13 protein-coding genes and 1 tRNA gene are annotated in these 21,869 nt (G+C 45.2%); 8 read left to right on the forward strand and 6 right to left on the reverse strand.

Translation table 11 applies throughout. The features are described 5' to 3' along the window. From GTW09_RS10635 to mutY, 4 genes are all read right to left on the reverse strand, one after another. Nucleotides 1–6,271, reverse strand: a 6,271-nt coding sequence (locus GTW09_RS10635) for an Ig-like domain-containing protein (RefSeq protein ID WP_163111872.1), incomplete at its 3' end; no start/stop codon positions are given. Nucleotides 6,272–6,609: 338 nt separating this feature from the next. Further along, nucleotides 6,610–6,685, reverse strand: a tRNA-Phe gene (locus GTW09_RS10640). Nucleotides 6,686–6,835: 150 nt separating this feature from the next. Continuing rightward, on the reverse strand, nt 6,836–7,108 hold the full coding sequence (locus tag GTW09_RS10645) for an oxidative damage protection protein (protein ID WP_163112027.1): 273 nt from the start codon (nt 7,106–7,108) through the stop codon (nt 6,836–6,838). Between the two features lie 55 nt (nt 7,109–7,163). Then, nucleotides 7,164–8,219: an A/G-specific adenine glycosylase gene (gene mutY, locus GTW09_RS10650; protein WP_163111873.1), complete on the reverse strand. Its 1,056-nt coding sequence runs from the start codon at nt 8,217–8,219 to the stop codon at nt 7,164–7,166. Nucleotides 8,220–8,418: 199 nt separating this feature from the next. On the opposite strand from mutY, the gene GTW09_RS10655 reads away from it, so the two are divergent. From GTW09_RS10655 to arcA, 6 genes are all read left to right on the forward strand, one after another. Beyond that, nucleotides 8,419–9,129, forward strand: coding sequence for an alpha/beta fold hydrolase (locus GTW09_RS10655; protein WP_163111874.1), 711 nt, complete (start codon nt 8,419–8,421; stop codon nt 9,127–9,129). Between the two features lie 86 nt (nt 9,130–9,215). Beyond that, nucleotides 9,216–9,935: a tRNA (guanosine(46)-N7)-methyltransferase TrmB gene (gene trmB / locus GTW09_RS10660; RefSeq protein ID WP_163111875.1), complete on the forward strand. Its 720-nt coding sequence runs from the start codon at nt 9,216–9,218 to the stop codon at nt 9,933–9,935. Continuing rightward, the gene (locus GTW09_RS10665) at nt 9,935–11,017 is read left to right on the forward strand and encodes a methyltransferase (protein WP_163111876.1); all 1,083 of its coding nucleotides are present in this window, start codon (nt 9,935–9,937) and stop codon (nt 11,015–11,017) included. The genes trmB and GTW09_RS10665 overlap by 1 nt, the downstream gene beginning before the upstream one ends. 265 nt (nt 11,018–11,282) lie before the next feature. After that, complete coding sequence (gene glgA, locus GTW09_RS10670) at nt 11,283–12,707, forward strand: glycogen synthase GlgA (RefSeq protein ID WP_163111877.1); 1,425 nt, start codon at nt 11,283–11,285, stop codon at nt 12,705–12,707. Nucleotides 12,708–12,856: 149 nt separating this feature from the next. After that, nucleotides 12,857–14,512, forward strand: coding sequence for a sensor histidine kinase (locus tag GTW09_RS10675; RefSeq protein WP_163111878.1), 1,656 nt, complete (start codon nt 12,857–12,859; stop codon nt 14,510–14,512). A gap of 157 nt (nt 14,513–14,669) precedes the next feature. Then, entirely contained in the window at nt 14,670–15,377 is a 708-nt protein-coding gene (gene arcA, locus GTW09_RS10680) for a two-component system response regulator ArcA (protein ID WP_163111879.1), read from the forward strand. A gap of 105 nt (nt 15,378–15,482) precedes the next feature. On the opposite strand, the gene GTW09_RS10685 is transcribed toward arcA, so the two are convergent. Further along, the gene (locus GTW09_RS10685; RefSeq protein ID WP_163111880.1) at nt 15,483–18,677 is read right to left on the reverse strand and encodes a beta-galactosidase; all 3,195 of its coding nucleotides are present in this window, start codon (nt 18,675–18,677) and stop codon (nt 15,483–15,485) included. Nucleotides 18,678–18,830: 153 nt separating this feature from the next. Between GTW09_RS10685 and GTW09_RS10690 the strand changes: the two genes are divergently transcribed. Beyond that, nucleotides 18,831–19,679: a helix-turn-helix transcriptional regulator gene (locus GTW09_RS10690; RefSeq protein ID WP_163111881.1), complete on the forward strand. Its 849-nt coding sequence runs from the start codon at nt 18,831–18,833 to the stop codon at nt 19,677–19,679. 104 nt (nt 19,680–19,783) lie between these two features. Here GTW09_RS10690 and pmbA read toward each other — a convergent pair whose 3' ends face one another. Beyond that, nucleotides 19,784–21,115 carry a metalloprotease PmbA gene (pmbA, locus tag GTW09_RS10695; protein ID WP_071978333.1) on the reverse strand — a complete coding sequence of 444 codons (1,332 nt, stop codon included), beginning with the start codon at nt 21,113–21,115 and terminating at the stop codon, nt 19,784–19,786. Nucleotides 21,116–21,187: 72 nt separating this feature from the next. On the opposite strand from pmbA, the gene yjgA reads away from it, so the two are divergent. After that, nucleotides 21,188–21,745: a ribosome biogenesis factor YjgA gene (yjgA, locus tag GTW09_RS10700; protein WP_083595159.1), complete on the forward strand. Its 558-nt coding sequence runs from the start codon at nt 21,188–21,190 to the stop codon at nt 21,743–21,745. Nucleotides 21,746–21,869 lie beyond the last annotated feature (124 nt).

Below are 21,869 nucleotides of genomic sequence, written 5' to 3' on the forward strand. Positions count from 1 at the left end.
CGGCATCAATGCCCGAGAGGGTAATGGTCTTGGCCGTGTCTTCTGGCGTGGTAACAGACTGGTCCTGTGCTACTGGTGCATCGTTCACGTCGCTGACTGTGATCGTTACTGTCACCGTGGCCGAGTCATCACTGCCGTCATTCACTTTATACGTAAAGGTATCGCTGCCGGTAAAATCGGCGTTTGGTGTATAGGTGCGCGTTGCACCAGAACCACTTAACTTACCGTTGCTTGGCTGGGTCACCACAACGTAACTCAACGTGTCGTTATCGGCATCAATGCCCGAGAGGGTAATGGTCTTGGCCGTGTCTTCTGGCGTGGTAACAGACTGGTCCTGTGCTACTGGTGCATCGTTCACGTCGCTGACTGTGATCGTTACTGTCACCGTGGCCGAGTCTTCACTGCCGTCATTCACTTTATACGTAAAGGTATCAGTGCCAGTAAAATCAGCGTTGGGGGTATAGGTGCGTGTTGCACCACTGCCGCTTAACGTTCCGTTGCTTGGCTGGGTCACCACCACGTAACTCAATGTATCGTTATCGGCATCACTGCCCGAAAGCGTAATAACCTTGGCCGTGTCTTCTGGCGTGGTAACAGACTGGTCCTGTGCTACTGGTGCGTCGTTCACGTCGCTGACTGTGATCGTTACTGTAGCCGTGGCCGAGTCTTCACTGCCGTCATTCACTTTATACATAAAGGTATCAGTGCCGGTAAAATCAGCATTGGGCGTATAGGTGCGTGTTGCACCACTGCCGCTTAACGTTCCGTTGCTTGGCTGGGTCACCACCACGTAACTCAACGTGTCGTTATCGGCATCACTGCCCGTAAGCGTAATGGTCTTTGCCGTGTCTTCTGGCGTGGTGACAGACTGGTCCTGTGCTACCGGTGCATCGTTTACGTTACTGACTGTGATCGTTACTGTCGCCGTGGACGAGTCCTCACTGCCGTCATTCACTTTATACGTAAAGGTATCGCTGCCGGTAAAATCGGCGTTTGGCGTATAGGTGCGCGTTGCACCATTGCCACTTAACGTACCGTTGCTTGGCTGGGTCACCACCACATAGCTCAATGTGTCGTTATCGATATCGCTGCCTGAAAAGGTAATGGTCTTGGCCGTATCTTCTGGCGTGGTGACAGACTGGCCCTGTGCTACCGGTGCGTCGTTCACGTTACTGACTCTGATCGTTACCGTTACTATGGCCGAGTCTTCACTGCCGTCATTTAATTTATAGGTAAAGGTATCGCTGCCGGTAAAATCGGCGTTTGGTGTATAGGTGCGCGTTGCACCAGAACCACTTAACGTACCGTTGCTTGGCTGAGTCACCACCACATAGCTCAATGTGTCGTTATCGGCATCACTGCCCGAGAGGGTAATGGTCTTGGCCGTGTCTTCTGGCGTGGTGACAGACTGGCCCTGTGCTACCGGAGCATCGTTCACGTCGCTAACTGTGATCGTTACTGTAGCCGTGACCGAGTCTTCACTGCCGTCATTGACCTTATATGTAAAGGTATCGGTGCCGGTAAAATCGGCGTTTGGTGTATAGGTGCGCGTTGCACCAGAACCACTTAACGTACCGTTGCTTGGCTGGGTCACCACCACGTAGCTCAATGTGTCGTTATCGGCATCACTGCCCGAAAGCGTAATAACCTTGGCCGTGTCTTCTGGCGTGGTAACAGACTGGTCCTGTGCTACTGGTGCATCGTTCACGTCGCTGACTGTGATCGTTACTGTAGCCGTGGACGAGTCCTCACTGCCGTCATTCACTTTATACGTAAAGGTATCGCTGCCGGTAAAATCAGCATTGGGGGTATAGGTGCGCGTTGCACCACTGCCGCTTAACGTACCGTTGCTTGGCTGGGTCACTACCACGTAGCTCAAAGTGTCGTTATCGGCATCACTGCCCGCAAGCGTAATAACCTTAGCCGTATCTTCTGGCGTGGTGACAGACTGGCCCTGTGCTACCGGTGCGTCGTTCACGTCGCTAACTGTGATCGTTACTGTCGCCGTGGCAGAGTCTTCACTGCCGTCATTCACTTTAAATGTAAAGGTATCGCTGCCGGTAAAATCGGCGTTTGGCGTGTAGGTGCGCGTTGCACCACTACCACTTAACGTACCGTTGCTTGGCTGGGTCACCACCACGTAGTTCAATGTGTCGTTATCGGCATCACTGCCCGACAGGGTAATGGTCTTGGCCGTATCTTCTGGCGTGGTGACAGACTGGCCCTGTGCTACCGGTGCGTCGTTCACGTTACTGACTCTGATCGTTACTGTAGCCGTGGCAGAGTCTTCACTGCCGTCATTGACCTTATATGTAAAGGTATCGGTGCCGGTAAAATCGGCGTTTGGTGTATAGGTGCGCGTTGCACCAGAACCACTTAACGTACCGTTGCTTGGCTGGGTCACCACCACATAGGTCAATGTGTCGTTATCGGCATCACTGCCCGACAGGGTAATGGTCTTGGCCGTATCTTCTGGCGTGGTGACAGACTGGCCCTGTGCTACCGGTGCGTCGTTCACGTTACTGACTCTGATCGTTACTGTCGCCGTGGCAGAGTCTTCACTGCCGTCATTCACTTTAAATGTAAAGGTATCAGTGCCGGTAAAATCAGCATTGGGCGTGTAGGTGCGCGTTGCACCCGAGCCACTTAACGACCCGTTGCTTGGCTGACTGACCACGACATAGCTCAGATTGTCATTATCAATATCACTGCCTGACAAGGTGATCGTTTTAGATGTGTCTTCTGCGGTGCTGACGGACTGCGCCATTGCAACCGGAGCGTCATTCGCATTGGTAACCGTAATGGTGACGGTTGCGGGTATTGAATCAACGGTACCGTCGTTCACTTTAAACGTGAAACTGTCGGTACCGGTAAAATCAGCGCTGGGGGTATACGTTCGTGTTGCACCACTGCCGCTTAACGACCCGTTGCTTGGCTGACTGACTACAGCATAGCTCAAATTGTCGTTGTCGATATCGCTACCTGACAGCGTGATAGCTTTAGATGTGTCTTCTACAGTACTAACAGACTGCGTGATTGCAACCGGCGCGTCGTTGGCATTGGTGACCGTGATGGTGACGGTTGCGGGTATTGAATCAACAGTACCGTCGTTCACGTTAAACGTGAAACTGTCAGTGCCGGTGAAGTTAGCATTAGGCGTATAGGTGCGCGTTGCACCCGAGCCACTTATCGACCCGTTGCTTGGCTGGGTAACTACCACATAGCTCAATGTGTCGTTGTCGATATCGCTACCTGACAGGGTGATCGCTTTTGGCGTGTCTTCTGCAGTACTAACAGACTGCGTGATTGCAACCGGCGCGTCATTCGCATTGGTGACTGTAATGGTGACGGTTGCGGGTATTGAATCAACAGTACCGTCGTTCACTTTAAACGTGAAACTGTCAGTACCGGTGAAGTTAGTATTAGGCATATACGTGCGTGTTGCACCACTACCGCTTAACGTACCGTTGCTTGGCTGACTGACCACAACATAGCTCAAATTGTCATTATCGATATCACTGCCTGACAAGGTGATCGCTTTAGGTGTGTCTTCTGCGGTGCTTACGGACTGCGCAATTGCGACCGGAGCAGTATTAGTCGGCAATCCGTTAAACGTGACGGTTTCGGAATCGGTGACGAGCGTATTATTTACGTGAACAGTTAGTGTTGCCAACCCTGCTACTGTTGAAGTCAGTATAGCGCTGTAAGTACCATCTCCGTTGTCTGTTATACTTGTTAACACACCCAAAGAACTATCGATGGTAACCTGTTGCCCAAAGGCATTAAGAGGCTTACCTGTTGCATCATGAATTGACACCGTAATAACTATAGAATCAATGCCATCAGCAAGGGCTGTGTCAGCTGACGTGCTTACCTGGGTTGAAGAAATATCTATTTCCCCACCCGCAGTACCTTGAGATTCCGCTTGCGTATTCGCAGCTACAAGTGTTGAGTTATTCGCTGCATTTCCTTTAACGTCGTTGGGAACGACATAATCAACATCGTTCGGATCCGCCGAATCTAAGCAGAGTAAATACGTTTTACTGAAACCCGGAGATAAGACAAACCCGTCACTAACAAACTCATCAGTTATAATACCGATTGCATTAGTATTCCCTTCTCGCCAATTAACTGCTCCATTAAAGGAAACCGAATTACCGTCCAAAAAAAAGACTTCCGCGGCAACCGCATAATCGTTACCTTGCGTTCCGCCAAAAACTCCATTATCGGTGAGCGGAGCAAGAATAACCTTGTCGATAGACAGAGAGGCTAGCGTCTGAATTGCTTCAGGAGAATGCGCCGGAGAACCTGTCTGATATTCACCTACAACGCCACATGTAAACTGTGCAGATGCAATAATGTTACTCGTGCCGCTCACTTCAATATCTACTTGAGCTGGCTGCGAGTAGGTGTTGGAACCAGTAAGATCTATTGCTCTAAACGTGAACGAGTCGCTTCCTGAATAATTTGCATCGGGTGTATAAGTGCGCGTTGCACCACTGCCGCTTAACGTTCCGTTACTTGGCTGGCTAACTATTTCGAAAGAAAGCACATCGGACTCTGCATCACTCCCGGTCAGCGTAATAGTTTTTGCAGTATTAAAATCGACTACAATGCTGTTATCGTCAGCTACAGGCGGTTGATTGATATATGCATCAATTGGAATATGGTTATTTATCACTCCGTTGCTGCTTGTTACTAATGTATCGCCAATTACGAGTTCAAACGTCAGATAGTACGTAGTGTCGTCGTTAACGCTTGGGGCCGTAACTTGTGGTTGTATAGCGACCAAACCACCACCCAAACCTGAGTCATACGGCCCTGAAGTAGCGGGAATCACACTGCTTTCGAACGTGTATCCATTCGGCGGTGTTACGTCAATTGAATAAATTGTAGGAACCTGAGGTGCATTTCCGTTTAGTACAAATGAATAAAAGCCATCTGCTTGTGTTATCTGCGTATTCGCACCTCCGGCGGTCAAGTCTAACCATGCATCAGGAACTAACGTTACACTCCCATTATCCGAATAGTTAAACTTTACCGTTGCCCCAGCAATTGGAAGGCGAGATGAAGAATCGTAAACAACGCCGGCAGGGTCAATCAGGATCGCGTCAACTTCAGTAATGTTTTCACCATTAATCGTAATACTCTCAACCGTATTAACACGTTTCGATGACGAATTGGGCGATGCACCTCTATTACCTTTCTTACTCTGAGCCTTGAATTTACGCCCATTACTTGAAGCGAACTGAACGCTGTAGTCACCGTTAGTGAGGTTTTCAAATGTATAGGTCCCATCACTCGCTGTTGTCTGTGTCGCTAATGGAGAAGAGAATTGCGTATCAGTTGCGGCGAATAAGTAAACATCAACCCCCTCAACTCCCACATTACTCTGCCCTCTTACTACAGCGCCAGAAATGCTATACGTCGCCACTTGCTGGGCGATGAATTCTACCGTCGCTCTTGCATTCATTTCAGTGCCGTCAACAAAAGCAAATATTGACGCCATGCCAGCTGTTGAAGAAGAGATAACTGCAACGTAACGACCGTTTCCTTCATCACTCACAGGACCAATGGCCCCTATTGTTGAAGTGAAGGTTACGTTTTGACCTGTAAGCGGTAGAACCCCGTCATTTCCGTTCTTTAACTGTAATGCAATCGTTGATGAGTCGTTACCATCGGCCAGGACCGAAGTTTGACTTACCGTAACGTCAGAAAACGCTGCACTTACAGAGCCACCACTTGTTCCCTGCGCAGCCGCTTCAAGGTTTAGGTCATTCATCACGGACGATAAGGCTCCCTTCGCTGCATTTCCTTTCGCTGAGTTGTCATTGGTATATTCTTTGGTGGAAGAAGACAGACGAAGTAAGTATGTAGTTGGCGGATTAAAATAGTTAACACTGCCGAACATCACGGTAGCGTCGTTATCGAGAATGATCCCTATGCTATTGGTTTGCCCGTTGTCCGATTGGCGCCAATTAATCGCACCATCCACTGTTACACTTGGGCTATTACTAAAAAAGAATTCTGCAATAACTGCAGTATCGTTGCCCTGCGTGCCTCCAAACGTTCCATCATCGCTACTAGCAATCAGCTTAACGTGAGTAATATCCAAGTCAGATAAGGGAACAATTCCCTGGGGTTGATGCGCGTTATTGGTGTACGTACCTGCAATACCATAGCTGAAGGTAGCTTGAGCATTTAGCTTTGCATGAATAAACGAACTGAAAAACGCTAAATAAATTATCGCTAAGAGTTTTGCTAACTTCATACGATGCCATTTGCACTTATTAACCCAATTATCTGTTGAGTATATTTTAGTCAAGACAAATACTATATTATCAATTGGTATAACGACATTTAAGATACTAGTGACTTTAATGATTTTTAATCACTTTACACAGTTTATCGGGCTCAAAAAAGCCACTGCTTCCCATTTCCAGATCAAAAAAGCCCTGCAATTGCTTGCAGGGCCTCTTGAATAATGGTGCCTCGACCCGGGGTCGCAACGCGCGGTGCAACCGCAGGGATACGCCAGCGTGTGCCTGCGTTTTTACAACCACCAAGATCAAAAAAGCCCCTGCATTACTGCAAGGGCTCTCTGAATAATGGTGCCTCGACCCGGGATCGAACCAGGGACACGCGGATTTTCAATCCGCTGCTCTACCAACTGAGCTATCGAGGCGAAACTCGTTTGCGTTACAGGCGTTTGCTGCCTGTGCTGCTATGGGTGCGTATTAAACGGATTTAGCGTTAACAAGTCAACCGTTTTACCTGCTTTTTTTTCACTTTTGTGACCGTTTGCACATTGTTTACACAAAAACTTAGGTTTTGTTTACTTTTCAGGCGGCACATAACCTTCAATTGTTGGTTCTAAACCATCAAACAAGTAAGCCGACATTCTTTCTTCTAAAAACGCCCTCGCCTCGGGCTCCATCATATTCAACTTATTTTCGTTTATTAGCATGGTCTGCTTTTTCTGCCAGTTGCCCCATGCCTCTTTTGAAATGTTATCAAATATACGTTTACCTAATTCACCAGGATAAAGTTGAAAATCTAATCCATCAGCTTCTTTTTGCAAATTCTGACAAAATACTGTTCTACCCATCATGCACCTCTATTGTCTTATCTTACACAACACCTTACGTGAAAATGTACGCGGCTTACTTTGCCAGTGTTTTGATTATCTTTGTTGTTGGGGCGGCTAAACCAACCTCAATAGGCTCATCAAGCAAAAACCATCTCGATTCATTTTCTGCCACCCGCTTTTGTGGTGTAGAGTTTACCACGGCGATGAGCGGGGTTATATCTAAATGAAAGTGACTAAACGTGTGCCTGAACTCTTGAAGCTGCTGTACTTCATCCACGTCAATTCCTCTATGAGCAAGTAACGATATTCCCTCCTCAACAGATTGCGCCTCTAAAAAACCATACAAACCGCCCCAGATTCCACTTTGTGGACGTTGTTCTAAAAACACTTGCTGCCCAAACATAGGAATGAGCATATAGGTTTGCCTTACCGGCGTTACTTTTTTAGGCTTTTTACCCGGATAATCGGTTTGCTTTCCTTGAGCAAAAGCTACGCAATCTCGTTGCAATGGACACTCATCACACTTCGGCTTGCTGCGAGTGCATACCATTGCGCCCAAATCCATCATCACCTGTGTGTAGTTAGCGCAGCGGCTTTGTGGTGTATTTTTCTCGGCCACGTCCCAAAGAGCATTCTCTACTACTTTTTGCCCGGGCCACCCGTCAATAGCATAATATCTCGCTAGAACACGCTTCACGTTTCCATCAAGAATGGGATAACGCTCATCTCGTGATAAAGATAAAATAGCGCCAGCAGTAGAGCGACCAATACCTGGCAGCGCCATAACTTCTTCTAGACTTTGAGGAAACTCACCATTGTGAACTTCCACTAACGTTTTTGCTGCCTTGTGCAAATTCCTCGCTCGCGCATAGTAACCAAGACCTGTCCAGTGGTGTAACACATCATCTTGAGAAGCATTAGCAAGGTCAAAGACGCTGGGATACGACGCCATAAATCGATTAAAGTACGGAATTACAGTAGCCACTTGTGTCTGTTGAAGCATAATTTCAGAAATCCATACCTTGTAAGGAGTAACATCTTTCTGCCACGGTAAATGCTTTCTTCCGTTTTCATCAAACCACGATAATACGCGCTTTGCGAAACTGCTGTTGTGCTTTGTTTTTGTCATATGTTTTGAGCTTATATCAATTTTGATTGTGTGTTTTTATCGTCAGCTTTTTGCGGGCTTAAGAGGCGGTTTTTCTTCATTTTGCCCAGCCTTAATGCTCTTATTTATAGCGCCAATTAAACATTCTATTAGGTATACGCTATGGTAGCATGGAACCTCTTGGTTATTTTTTAAGACAGTTACTGTCTAAGGTATTGGTGTGTCTTCTACAGCCCCCGTTTTATTCTTTCCTGGCACTTTGTGTGATGAACGTATTTTTTTACCGCTGTGGAAGCAGCTTTCAATAGCCCAGCGTCGCTATGTTCCACTGCAATGGGCATCGTCAAAAGAAGAGATGCTTGCCTTAAGTGAAGACAGAATACTCAGCGGTGAAAAAGTGCATCTTGTTGGCTATTCCATGGGTGGCTATATTGCCACGCTTGTAGCTGCAAGAAACATGTCTAATATCGCGTCAATGACTCTGATTAGCTTCGACCCGGCAGGCTTGAGCGACAGCGAAATAAGTCAGCGCAAGACGCTCGTAAAAACACTTAAAAACGGCCATTTTAAACCCGACAATGAGGCTTATTTGGCTCGGTTTATTCATCCGTCTCGCCTGCAAGATAACGAAGTAGCAGGCGTAGTTAAATCGATGGCGCAGGACTTAGGCAAAAGCACTCTGCTAGCACATACACTTGCGACCACGCCCAGAGATAATACTTATAAACTGCTAGAAAGGATTTCTACCCCCATAGCTCTCGTTGGCGGTGTTGACGATAAGATTGCCAATATAGAGTCACTTAGGCTTGCAGCAACTAAATTATCGAATGCGACGCTTTGTGAACTAGAAAACACAGGGCACATGCTCCCACTTGAGCAAACCAGTCTGCTTGCTTCTGTTATCTCAACGAACATTGGCGTACAAAAATAATACAAAACTTGTATTCTAACGTTGCATAAAAGGTGGGTAAGTGGATAATGCGCGAGCATAAAATTTGGGTATGAAAGGCATTGCAAATGAGGCAATTCAAAAGTCAGGCAGAAGCAGAAGCTGCCGGTGTTTATATAAGTAAAGTTAAAAGCTACGTTAAACGCGAAGGAAGACTTACCAAAGGTCAGGAAAAAGCGTTGGAAGAACACTGGCCAACAATGGGTATTGAATACCGCAACGAAACAATTTCTCTTGTCGAGGCATTCGAACGCGATGCGCCTGTGGTACTCGAAATAGGTTTTGGTATGGGCAAGTCCCTTGTGGAAATGGCCGCTGCCGCCCCAGAAAAAAACTTTATCGGTATAGAGGTACATAAGCCCGGTGTCGGAGCCTGTTTAGGTGACGCTGGCGAATTAGGCCTCAGTAATTTGCGTGTTATGGAACACGATGCCGTTGAAGTACTCAAAAACATGCTTCCTGATGAAAGCTTGTCACGCTTGCAATTGTTCTTCCCCGACCCTTGGCATAAAAAACGCCACCATAAGCGTCGTATTGTGCAAGCTGAGTTTGTTGAATTAATTCGGACCAAACTAGCAATAGGTGGTCATTTACATATGGCGACAGATTGGGAACCTTATGCCCAACATATGGCTGAAGTTGTAAATAATAACTCTGCGTACACTAACACCGCAGCAGAGGGTGATTACGTTCCTCGCCCAGACTATCGTCCTATTACCAAGTTTGAAACCCGTGGCCAAAAGTTGGGACACGGTGTTTGGGATCTAATATACGAGCGAACAGCGTAATGATTCTATCTCCTCAGAGCCAACTGCTAGAACGCAACTTATCGCTTTTTGAGCAGGGCAAATGGGCGTTCGTAAACCCCTCAGATGCTTATTTTCTTGATGCCCTGAGCGCGCAGGAAGTGACGGTTATTCATCAGTATTTTGATGTTTTTTCAGAAAGTGTACGCGTGATACCGTCGGTCACGCTAGACAGCCGTGATGTTGGCAAGTCAGGCTTTGAGGTAACGCAGAAGGCGGGCAACCATACCCATATATTTGCGCCATTTGTCACCCTTGCGGGTGAATTCACCGACATTATGCTATTTTTACCCAAAGCAAAAACACATTTTCAAATGTTGCTTAACATGGCAGCTAGCATGGTAGGTCAGCAAGGGCGCATTCATGTAGTTGGAGAGAATAAAGGTGGCATCAAAAGCGCCGCAAAACTTATGCAGCAGTATGGTACTCCACAGAAGATTGACTCGGCGCGCCATTGCAGCTTAGTTACCGTTGTAGTGGAGCAACAACACACTCCTTTTAACCCAAGTTCATGGGTAGACGTGAGCGAGTATGCGGTAGACGAAGTAAAGTGGAATGTTGCTTCAATGCCGGGTGTATTCAGCCACAAAGAGCTTGACGCGGGCTCAGAGTTATTGCTTCAAAAGCATGCAACGTCTTTGCGTGGGAACGTGCTAGATTTTGCCTGCGGCGCGGGCGTAATAGCCAGTTATCTTATGCTTAAATACCCGCACTTAACGCTATATCTCTCAGACGTAAGTGCATTAGCACTTTATTGCAGTGCACTCACCTTAGCGGAAAACAAATTAAGTGCGACACTTTTTGCGGCTGACGGCCTGCACGGCGTATCGCAAAAAGTTCAGCATATTATTACTAACCCGCCCTTTCATACGGGTATAAAAACCGATTACACCATAACCAAACGCTTTATTTCAGATGCTAAAAAACAACTAACCTCGAAGGGAACGCTGCAGATGGTAGCAAATCGTTTCTTACCTTATCCTGGATTGTTGGCAGAAGAATTTACAACCGTATATACAAAAGCGCAAACATCACAATTTTCTGTATACGAAGCATCTTTGTAAGCCTTTATCTAGTGCACGTTAATCTTTACTGTACATTTTTATAGCAAAGATCGACACGCACAGGATATTGCATGATAAGTTTAATGCTAAGCACTTTTGGCCTTTTCTATATAATTTTTCAGAAAATGCCCGTACCTCTGGTACATTTATAAAAATGTACTGAAAAAATAAATTTTAAAAGCGTATCAAACCATTCTCTGCATCTGTGTTTCAATCAACTTGAGCCTATGCAGAGACTATGCAGAGATTATGAAAAGGATTACCTGTGGACATTGTATTTGCTATCTCAGAAGTAGAAGAATTGGTGAAAACGGGCGGTCTTGCAGATGTAGGTAAGGCTCTCCCCTTGGCGTTAAAGTCATTAGGTGAAAATATCACTATTGTCATGCCCTACTACAAAACGCTTAAAGAGCAATTAGATTTACCCGAGTACGGGGAAAACCACACCTTATTTACAGAAGGTAAAGTTTACCACTTTCAAATTAAACACCTTCAGTGGCATGGCATACCTATTTACTTTATAGATGCACCAGACTTCTTTATGCGAGATGGTTTGTACTCTGATGCTTTTGATGCCTTTGAAGACAACGGAGAACGCTTTAGCTTTTTTAGTGGCGCTGTTTTACATGCACTTAAAGCGCTGGCAATTAAACCGCACATTATTCATTGCCACGACTGGCATACTGCCATGCTGCCGTTCTTGCTAACTAATGATAAGACAGGCTACTTCTTTGGTACAAAAACGGTGTTCACTATTCATAACGCCGCATTTCAAGGCGTACATAAGCTCGATGCCATTCCATTTTTGCGTCACCATGCAGACATTGGTAGTCAAGTACATGGTGGCTATATAAACATGCTGCAAAGCGGGATCGAATTTGCTAACAAAATCACTACGGTAAGCCCTAATTACGCTCGAGAATTGCTAACAGACTTAGGGAGTCATGGGCTTCATGAACGACTTGTTAGACGCAAAGACGACTTAAGCGGTATTTTAAACGGGTGCGACTATACTCAATGGAACCCACAAACAGATAGCTTTCTTCCCGAAAACTATTCCGTTGATAACTTGCATGCCAAACAAAGCTGCAAAATCGCATTACAACACAAGTCAGGCTTACCCGAGAATACTGATGTGCCACTTATAGGCATGGTTTGTAGACTCACTGACCAAAAAGGCTTTGGCTATATTCTTCCCATTCTAGACGACCTCATTGCCCACAACGTGCAAATGGTTATTGTGGGGACTGGTGATCCTAAAGTGTGTATGGACTTGGGCGAATTTGCTCAACAGCATCCTTCGCAATTTGCTTTTATTAATGGATTTAGCTCTGAGCATGCACACCTTGTCGAGGCCGGCGCTGACTTCTTTTTAATGCCATCACAATTTGAGCCCTGTGGATTAAACCAAATGTATAGTTTGGCATACGGAACCATACCAATCGTGCGTTCTGTTGGCGGTCTTAAAGACACCGTATTAGATTCAACATCGAGCGAACACCGAACGGGTTTTGTTTTTGACGAACCATCCCCTTCTGCACTACTAAGCTGTATACGCAGAGCACTATTGGCCTACTACGAAGACCGTGGAGCATTTAGGGCTATGCAAATTAGGGGAATGAACACTCGGTTCACTTGGGAAGCCGCTGCAGAAAATTATCGCACGCTTTATCAAAACATGATGAATTAGCTCAGTAACTTTGCGTATATTTTATTATCTTTGCTTACCTTTCTTTTTAAGGAATTATGCGCCAATATTATTGTGGCAGTAATAACGTGACGATATTAACGCGGCGATATTAACGTGACTAAGCAACGTGGACAGTAGTTAAAACGGACATGACAGACAAAGCAAGCGGGCTTACTATTCGCAATATATTTTTATGGACCGTGATGTCTGTGGTCTCTATGGGACTTGCTGTTGTAACCTGTCTGTCACTGTACATACAAATAGACAATTACCGTCACGAATTGAATTCTAAAGCGTATACTCTATCAGATTTAGTCGCTCGCACATCATCCCAATATATTATCAGCAGCCAAGATGAAGCAGCAGAAAAGTCGCTTTATCACCTAGCAGCAGTTCCTTATGTGCTAAATGCACATATCTATCATAAAAATAATCGCCGCCAACCTAATGTAGAAACGCCCCGGATATTTGCCTCTTACAACAAAGAGGGTCATTTAATGACCGGAGGAAAAGAGGCTCAGATAAATGAACTACTCGGCTCGCCTGTTATTTCAGATACCGGCGATTACCTGGAAATAACTGCCAAGGCATTTGATGATGAAACAGGCATTCACTTAGGGTGGGTTTATTTAAAACTTTCCACAGACGAATTTTATTCGCAGGTGCAAAGTGCCATAGTCACACACCTTGTCACTATTTTGCTGTTGCTCGCTATTAGTTTTTATATCGCGTACAAAAAGCAGCTGGGGATCTCCACGCCGGTGCAAACCATGGCCGATTTTTTACAGCAAACATCCCGTCAGCGAAACTATTCTGCAAGGGTAGTGGGCTCGAGAATTCAAGAGCTCGATACGCTTGCAAATGCAATCAACGTTATGCTGTTTCGAATGCAAGAATACATGGAAAAGCAGCAGCAAGCAGAAGAACGTCACCGTAAGCTCAATTCCAGCTTAGAAGAAATGGTGAATGAACGAACAACGGCGCTAAAAGATGCTAACCGTGAATTAATACAAACACTTGAAAAGCTGCACCAATTTCAGCGGCAAATTGTACAGAACGAAAAAATGGCATCACTAGGCGATATGGTTGCAGGTGTAGCGCACGAAGTTAATACGCCGATTGGCTTAGGGGTGACGGCCTCAACAATGATGCTAGACCGACTAGCTGTAATTCAAAAAGATTTTGAAAGCAAAACCCTCAAAGCGAGCGCAATGAAGCGCTTTATCGAAGAAAGTAACGAAAACCTTAATATTATTTATCGCAATTTGAATCGTGCGGCAGAGCTCATATCTAGCTTTAAGCAGGTAGCTGTTGATCAATCTACAGAAAATAGTCGAAGTTTTTGCGTTGAACAGCTAGTTAATGAGATACTACTGTCATTACAGCCTCGATTAAAAAAATTAAAACACAACATCAACGTAGACTGCGACCCTACCCTAAACGTTGAAACGAAGGCTGGCCCAATTAATCAAATATTGATTAATCTAATAATGAATTCTGTTATCCATGGTTTTGAATTCATGGATAAAGGCACAATTAATATTCGTGCTGAATTAGTTAGTGATAACAAATTAAAATTAGTTTATTCCGATAACGGAAAAGGTATACCTTCTGAGATCCGTAAACGTATTTTTGATCCGTTTGTAACAACAAAGCGCGGTCAAGGTGGCTCGGGACTTGGTATGCATTTGGTATATAACTTGGTGACACAAGCCTTACTTGGCTCTATTACATTGACGAGTGAGGAAGATAACGGTGTGGAATTTGTCATAATATTCCCCGTTTCTAATGCGAAAACGTCGTAGTCATTGTATAAAGTATGAACTTTTGTTGAAATTTGTTGGCTAACCCCAAAATCCTAACCGAGTTGTTATTCATAAGTTACTTGCAAATAAGTTTATGAATATTAAAATTTAACCAGTTAGTTGCTTAAATCTTATTTTTGAAAGAGTGTAGAACACCATGCAAACGCCAAATGTGTTAATTGTTGAAGATGAAGTGGTAACCCGCACCACGCTTAAAAGTTTATTTGAAGCGGAAGGGTACAACGTATTTGAAGCTGAAAACGGCAACCAAATGCACGATTTCTTCGAGAATCACGCAATAAATTTGGTTATTATGGATATCAATCTTCCAGGTAAAAATGGGCTAATTCTCGCTCGTGAAGTACGTGACCGTAAAAACGTTGGGTTAATCTTCCTAACAGGTCGCGATAACGACGTAGACCGCATTTTAGGTTTGGAAATTGGCGCAGACGATTACCTAACTAAGCCATTTAACCCAAGAGAGCTCACCATTCGTGCGCGTAACTTGTTATCTAGAACAACAAACTCTTCTGAAGACGATGACTTACCAAGCCGTGTTAATTTTAACGGTTGGACACTAGATGGCGATAGCCGCTCTCTTATTTCACCTACTGACAAAGAGTTCCGCTTGCCGCGCAGTGAATTCAGAGCGTTGCATTTATTTTTGAGCAACCCTGGTAAAATTCTCACTCGCGAACAGCTTATTATGGAAATGACAGGTCGTGAACTGCGTCCTAATGACCGTACTGTAGACGTAACTATTCGTCGTATTCGTAAGCACTTCGAATCTCACCCTTCAGAAGAAGAGTTGATTGTGACTATCCACGGTGAAGGCTATCGCTTTTGTGGTCAGGTAGACAGCTAAAAACTGCACTTGCCTAGATAATTGCGAGTAAGCCAGTAGGTTTATTGTCGTATTGAAAAAGCCGCTATTGAGCGGCTTTTTGCTGTTTGATGTATGGCAAGCTTATCAGCCGCCAGTGAGAGTAAAGGAATAGGCGTAGCGCTTTTTCTCAAGAAGAAACGCTTTGTGCGTACTCGGACTCCATGAGTCGTCGCCCCCCACACCCATATGTGCGTGATCGATGTAAACAAAGGTACAATCTTGTTTAACAAGGTCACAAGTATGCTTAGCCACATCTAGCTGCGACTGCCCATAGGCACTCACCGCGAAGTGAAAATCTCCACACACTTTTACACTACCCACCTTTAGCATAGAGCAATGACTTCGTAGCCCATTGTCAGTTGGGAAAATATAGTCGGTATGCATATCTGAAACAGCCATTTCATAACGCCCAAATCTTGCGGCGGCTTGTCTGTCTGGGTAGTTTTCAAATGGCCCAAGACCTGTATAGGTTATCGTATCACCGCGCGGGGCAGTATCGCTTCCGTCACTAACGGTGTTGCCTTTAACACCCAAAGGTACAGCGAACTGCACGCCAACTCTCGGCAATGGTGGCACCATATCCGATACAAGCACTTCAACATTTGTGGTCAATGTTGAATCAAGTGCAAGGGTGTAAGTCCACTTTGTTACTGCCTGAACTGCGCCGTCATACGTATATTCAAATAAAGCTATCACCCGAAGATCTCTGTCGCTCTGCTGAATGGCAATATCTTTGCACTGGCGTTGCCATACACCTAAGCCAACTCGACGCCATCTAGACTCCCATGCATTTGGATCTGGATTATCAACTTCACTTATACCAATATCATTATCGAGCGGCGCCCGGAAAAAGTTGTCTTCTAATGGTGCGGATAAAAGCTCTTTATCGCTTACTAACCAGGATAGGAGTAAACCGCTTTCGAGGCAGAATGAAAGGACGTTAGATCCAAGCTTGGCAGTTAATAACGCTTCACTTCTGTTTACTTCAATATTCTTTGAAACAGCGCTGCTCTTTTCAAGCTCACTACTATTAATAACGTTTCCAGCCGGCTGGCCAATCATCTCGCCAGTGAGATTATACGAGGCTATGCCTGCTCTGTTTTTAAGCGTTAACTGCTCTGTATCAAGAATGTGTCCAGCCGGAGCCCAAGCGCTATCGTTAGCTACCACAACATCGAGATTTAAGTGATATACCGCCCCAGGTTTATACGTTATCCCTGGTGATAACGCTATGTTTTGGCTATCTTGCGGTTTAACAGCTAGGAGGGTTTCGCCCTGAAAAATACATTCACCATCTTCGAGTACTTTCCATTGCAGTATTTCATTGTCGGTACTGCGGAACAAATAATCGCTAAAAATTGTAAGGGTAAATACACCACCTTCGTCAGCTAAAGCAAAACTTAAATGCTGTTGGCAGTATTTGGCCTCGAATAATGCTGGATGAGGCGTTCGGTCGGGGAATAAGAGACCGTTAATACAAAACTGTCTGTCATTATAAGTGTCACCAAAGTCACCACCGTATCCCCAATAGGGCGTGCCATTCTCCGTGTACTTCTTTAAACCTTGGTCTACCCAATCCCAAATGAAGCCGCCTTGCAAGCGCGGGTAGGCTTTAAACGCTTTCCAGTACTCATCAAAACTCCCAAGGCTATTTCCCATTGCATGAGCGTACTCACACAAAATAACGGGTCGGGTCTCATTGGGCATAGAAAGCCACTTTTTAATTGCCCACTTTGGTACCGCATCGTCTTCAATATCTGTGTCAACTCGGGCGTACATGGGGGCCAAAATATCTGTGGCCGAAGTATTTGCGCCACCGCCTTCGTACTGCACAGGCCGCGAGGGGTCAAAAGACTTAGCCCAACCATACATGGCATCGTGGGTTGGGCCGTGCCCACATTCATTGCCCAACGACCAAATTATAATAGACGGGTGGTTTTTATCTCGTTCAACCATTTGAGTGAACCTCGCCATGTAAGCGCCTGCCCACAGAGGGTCGCGAGATAGTCGCCCCATAGGAAACATGCCATGGGTTTCAATATTTGCTTCGTCAACTACGTACAATCCGTATTCATCACACAGTTCATACCATCGTGGATGGTTGGGATAATGAGCCGTTCGAACCGCATTAAAGTTGTTTTGCTTTAAGAGCTTAATATCCTCAAGCATGTCGGCCTCATTAATTGCATGGCCTTTACTCTCGTGATGCTCATGCCTGTTCACGCCGCGAACTAATAGAGGTTTACCGTTTATGCATAACTGCCCTGATTTCATTTCAATGTTGCGAAAGCCAACATCGTAGGCTTCCACATCAACGATTTGTCCGCCTTCGTCAATGAGCGTTACTACTAAGCGATATAGGTTAGGGGTTTCCGCAGTCCAATGTTTTGGCTCTTTAATATCAAGAGTTTGAAAGACAACATCGTCCCAGCCTCCTTTCTCATCAATACGTTTATTGTTTGTACCGTCAACCACACGTTCTGTAACAGCGATTTCTTTATCAAATAATTGCACACCTACTTTATACTTATTCGGTGCATTTACTGCCGTGCGAACAGAAAGCGTGGCATCTCGGTAACAAGCGTCTAAGGAAGGCGTAACGAATACATCTTGGATATGATAAGTAGGTTTGGTGATAACACTTACGTCTCGGAAAATGCCGCTTAACCACCACATGTCTTGGTCTTCTAAATAACTGCCATCTGACCACCTGAACACCATAACCGATAGACGGTTTTCACCAACGGTTAAAAATGAAGAGATATCAAACTCGGCGGGTAGACGACTGTCTTGGGAGTATCCAACATAAGCACCGTTACACCAAAGATGAAATGCGCTATTTACCCCTTCAAATACTATATGGTTACGCTTTGACAGCGCAGATTCCTTCATAGTAAACGTGGTCCGATAGCACCCTGTTGGATTATCCTCTGGTACATTGGGAGGACTTACCGCAAAAGGATATTTCACATTGCAGTAAATGGGTTTATCGAACCCTTTCATTTGCCAATTAGAGGGCACCTCTATTGCTTGCCAGTGTTTTACATCCGTTTCGGGCAACACGTCTGCAATGAACTCATTAGCTACCGCATCGGGCGAAGGATATAGACGAAACATCCATTGCCCATTTAGGCTCATTTTACTGGCGTTTCGGTTGTTTAGTGCATCTTCTTGCGTAATAAAACCGTTATGTGGTGCGTGTGCATTTACTCGATTACGCTGGTACACAAGTGGGTTCTGCCAGTCTTTTTGCGAAATAATCTGTTCGACGTTGGCCATCAATGGCTCCTATTTTTAAGCTTACGTTGGCTTTAACCGAGTTGTTTCAGGGATTGTATCTAATCTCAATATGGTCAAAGCATAGCTAATATTGAATAAATACTTTATGCTTAAACCTCTCCTTCTTTTATCCAAAACTCTCATTTAAAAATTATGCAGCCTGCTTTCTCAGATATTATTGATATTGGCCAACAGTGCTACGAACGTTTTATAGATGGCAGTAATGCGCCAGAAATCGCCGAGTTAGATATTGAGCTTGCAGGTTGTTCAAACTTATCAGGTAACTATACAGTTGGCAGAGTATCGCCGCCTAACCACACTCTATTTTATTCACTGTCGGGACAAGGCCACTTTCGTACGCCGTTTGGATCTTTTACCATTTCTAGCGGTCAACTTATTGCGCTACCGGCTTACCAGAGCTTCGAAGTGACCATTGCCAGCGAAGCGTGGGACATAATTTGGCTTAATCTGTCAGATACCCCTCAGTGGGATGCGCTTCCCAAGCACAGGCCTGAGATAGTGGAGAATGTGAACTTATCTGGCGTTCATCATGCCATGGAGTTGCTTTATTTAGAGGCGGATGCAGAAAACCGAGAGGCAGCAATACACATAATAGGCAGACATTTACACCAACTAATAAACCGTGATGTCACCCACAGCACAGATCGTCATGCCACTAGACTGACATCGCTTTTTGCCGCGGTAGATAATCAATTGCAGTATCAGTGGGACGTTTCTCAGTTAAGCAAGAAAGCCCATTACTCTGCTCCGCATTTACACCGTTTATGCTTAAAGTATTATCAAAGAAGCCCTATGCAGCAGGTTATTCACCTGCGCATGCAGCGCGCGCGCAATTTGCTGCTCAATACGCAGTGGCCTATTTCATACATCGCCCACTACGTGGGGTATGCTAACGTATTCACATTTTCAAAGAGGTTTAAAAAATCGGTGGGTAAACCGCCCCGTGAATTTCGCGAGGCGGAGGTCAAAGAAAAGACATAGCAACGAATCATATGCTGTATTGACAGACTCTGATTTCTTGCCACTTACCTGCAAATTCTCTGCTTATTCGCTGGTTATTCGCTGATCGTGCAAGAAGCGTTGCATTAGTTGCCGGCTATTTTCATTTCGTTGACAAGAACAGAGCCAGTTTGAACACTGCCTCTCACATCTTTGTCTTTGCCAATAGCAACGATATTACGGAACATGTCGCGTAAGTCGCCAGCAATCGTTATCTCATGCACTGGATATTGGATAATACCGTTTTCTACCCAAAAGCCTGCCGCGCCGCGAGAGTAATCGCCAGTAACAATATTAACGCCCTGACCCATAAGTTCAGTAACGAATAATCCAGTGCCCATCTCTTTTAATAGATCGGCGTCACTATGACCTGTATCGCCCACTAACCAGTTGTGAATGCCACCAGCATGTCCATTAGACACGGTGTTAAGTTTACGTGCAGAGTACGTAGTATATAGATAGGTAGCTAATTGACCGCTATCCACAATGGTCATGTCTGAACAAGAAACACCTTCATTGTCAAAGCTCGAACTCGCTAATCCAGACTTGATAAGGGGGCGCTCTTCAATATTTAGCCACTCTGGAAAGACTTGCTTACCTAAGCTGTCGAGTAAAAAAGACGAGCGTCTATACAAACTGCCGCCGCTGATTGCGCCAACATAATGACCAAACAAACTGGAAGCGAGATCTTTGTGAAACAATACAGGCACATTGGCAGTATTAATTTTTCGAGCGCCAAGGCGTTCAACGGTAGCCTTCGCAGCTTCCTCACCCACAAAGGTCGCAGATTTCAGTAAATCGGCTTGTCTGTTTACAGTGTAAGCATAATCTCGCTGCATGTCGTTTTCTTGAGAACCTATCACCATGCAGCTTAGGCTGTACCGGCTGCTTGGATAGCCCGCATTGATCCCGTGCGTATTGCCGTAAACGCGCATCCCCAAATTAGCGTTATAAGACGCGCCATCTGAATTAGTTATGCGAGAGTCGTAATTCATCGCCGCCGCTTCAGTTTCTATGGTGGTTTTTATCGCTTTCTCGGTATCTAGCTCTTGCGGGTGATAGAGCTCTAGATCGGGAAACTCTGTGGCGATAAGCTCTGCATCGGCAAGGCCTGTGCACGGATCCTCACTGGTGTAACGTGCAATATCTACTGCTTTTTCCACCGCCAAAGATAGCGCTGCTTTGCTCAAATCTGCCGTAGAAGCACTTCCTTTCCGTTTACCTACGTAAACGCTAATACCTAAACCGCCATCGTTGGTAAACTCAACGTTTTCAACTTCTTGCATACGCGAAGATACAGCAATACCCTGTACCTTAGACATGCTTGCTTCGGCTTGTGTTGCGCCTTTTGATAAGGCCATTTTCAGTACATCATCAACGACATTCTGAATTTCTGATAGCTGTTGCTCAATTTGCATAGTAAGTTTCGCTGTCTATATTCGACTGTGATAGTTACAATTTGGCTAAAGTGTAACACTAATGAGTTTGAAATGAGTGATCAGAAACATAATTCTCCACAAGATCCTAACTTTGACGGTGCTAAGGCAGGAATGTCTGAAGACGAAGATTTTATAAGTAAAACCGAACTTAAGCGTCAGGCCAAAGAGCACCAGAAACTAGGCGAAACCATTGTAGGGTTGACCGATGCCCATGTGGCAACAATCCCCATGGACGAAGAGTTGGCAGATGCAGTGGCAGTAGCCCGCATTGTTAACAAGAAAAAAGACGGTTATCGCCGGCAACTGCAGTTTATTGGAAAGCTACTTCGCCAACGAGATACTGCCGATATTGAAGAAGCGCTAGCGAAAATAGCTCACCAGCATCAGGCGAGTAATGCAGCTTTTCATAAATTAGAACTGGCGAGAGAAGCGGTGATTGAAGAGGGTGACCCTGCAATTCAGCGCTTAATCGAAGAATACCCTGACTTTGATAGACAAAAATTGCGTCAACTCAGTCGCCAGGTTAAAAAAGAGCGAGAAAAGAACGGGCCACCTAAAGCATTTAGAGAGCTTTTTCAGTACATCAAGGACATCGTTCAAAACAGCTAGAGCCGCTTCATCAGCGAGCTTGTAGCCTTCAAAAGGCTGAGCTTTCACATAAGACAGGCTACTAAAAAAGGCTGGTACCATGAAGTGACCAGCCTTTTTGCGTTTATTCGATTGAATCTTATAT

The sequence above is a fragment of the Alteromonas hispanica genome (assembly GCF_010500915.1).
Classification (GTDB): domain Bacteria; phylum Pseudomonadota; class Gammaproteobacteria; order Enterobacterales; family Alteromonadaceae; genus Alteromonas; species Alteromonas hispanica.

What these genes read in the sequence shown, in the direction of transcription:
- GTW09_RS10645 (WP_163112027.1), bottom strand. Translation starts at nt 7,108, where the DNA reads ATGGGTAGAACAGTATTTTGTCAGAATTTGCAAAAAGAAGCTGATGGA.
- mutY (WP_163111873.1), bottom strand. Translation starts at nt 8,219, where the DNA reads ATGACAAAAACAAAGCACAACAGCAGTTTCGCAAAGCGCGTATTATCG.
- trmB (WP_163111875.1), top strand. Translation starts at nt 9,216, where the DNA reads ATGAGGCAATTCAAAAGTCAGGCAGAAGCAGAAGCTGCCGGTGTTTAT.
- GTW09_RS10665 (WP_163111876.1), top strand. Translation starts at nt 9,935, where the DNA reads ATGATTCTATCTCCTCAGAGCCAACTGCTAGAACGCAACTTATCGCTT.
- GTW09_RS10675 (WP_163111878.1), top strand. Translation starts at nt 12,857, where the DNA reads ATGACAGACAAAGCAAGCGGGCTTACTATTCGCAATATATTTTTATGG.
- arcA (WP_163111879.1), top strand. Translation starts at nt 14,670, where the DNA reads ATGCAAACGCCAAATGTGTTAATTGTTGAAGATGAAGTGGTAACCCGC.
- GTW09_RS10685 (WP_163111880.1), bottom strand. Translation starts at nt 18,677, where the DNA reads ATGGCCAACGTCGAACAGATTATTTCGCAAAAAGACTGGCAGAACCCA.
- GTW09_RS10690 (WP_163111881.1), top strand. Translation starts at nt 18,831, where the DNA reads ATGCAGCCTGCTTTCTCAGATATTATTGATATTGGCCAACAGTGCTAC.
- pmbA (WP_071978333.1), bottom strand. Translation starts at nt 21,115, where the DNA reads ATGCAAATTGAGCAACAGCTATCAGAAATTCAGAATGTCGTTGATGAT.
- yjgA (WP_083595159.1), top strand. Translation starts at nt 21,188, where the DNA reads ATGAGTGATCAGAAACATAATTCTCCACAAGATCCTAACTTTGACGGT.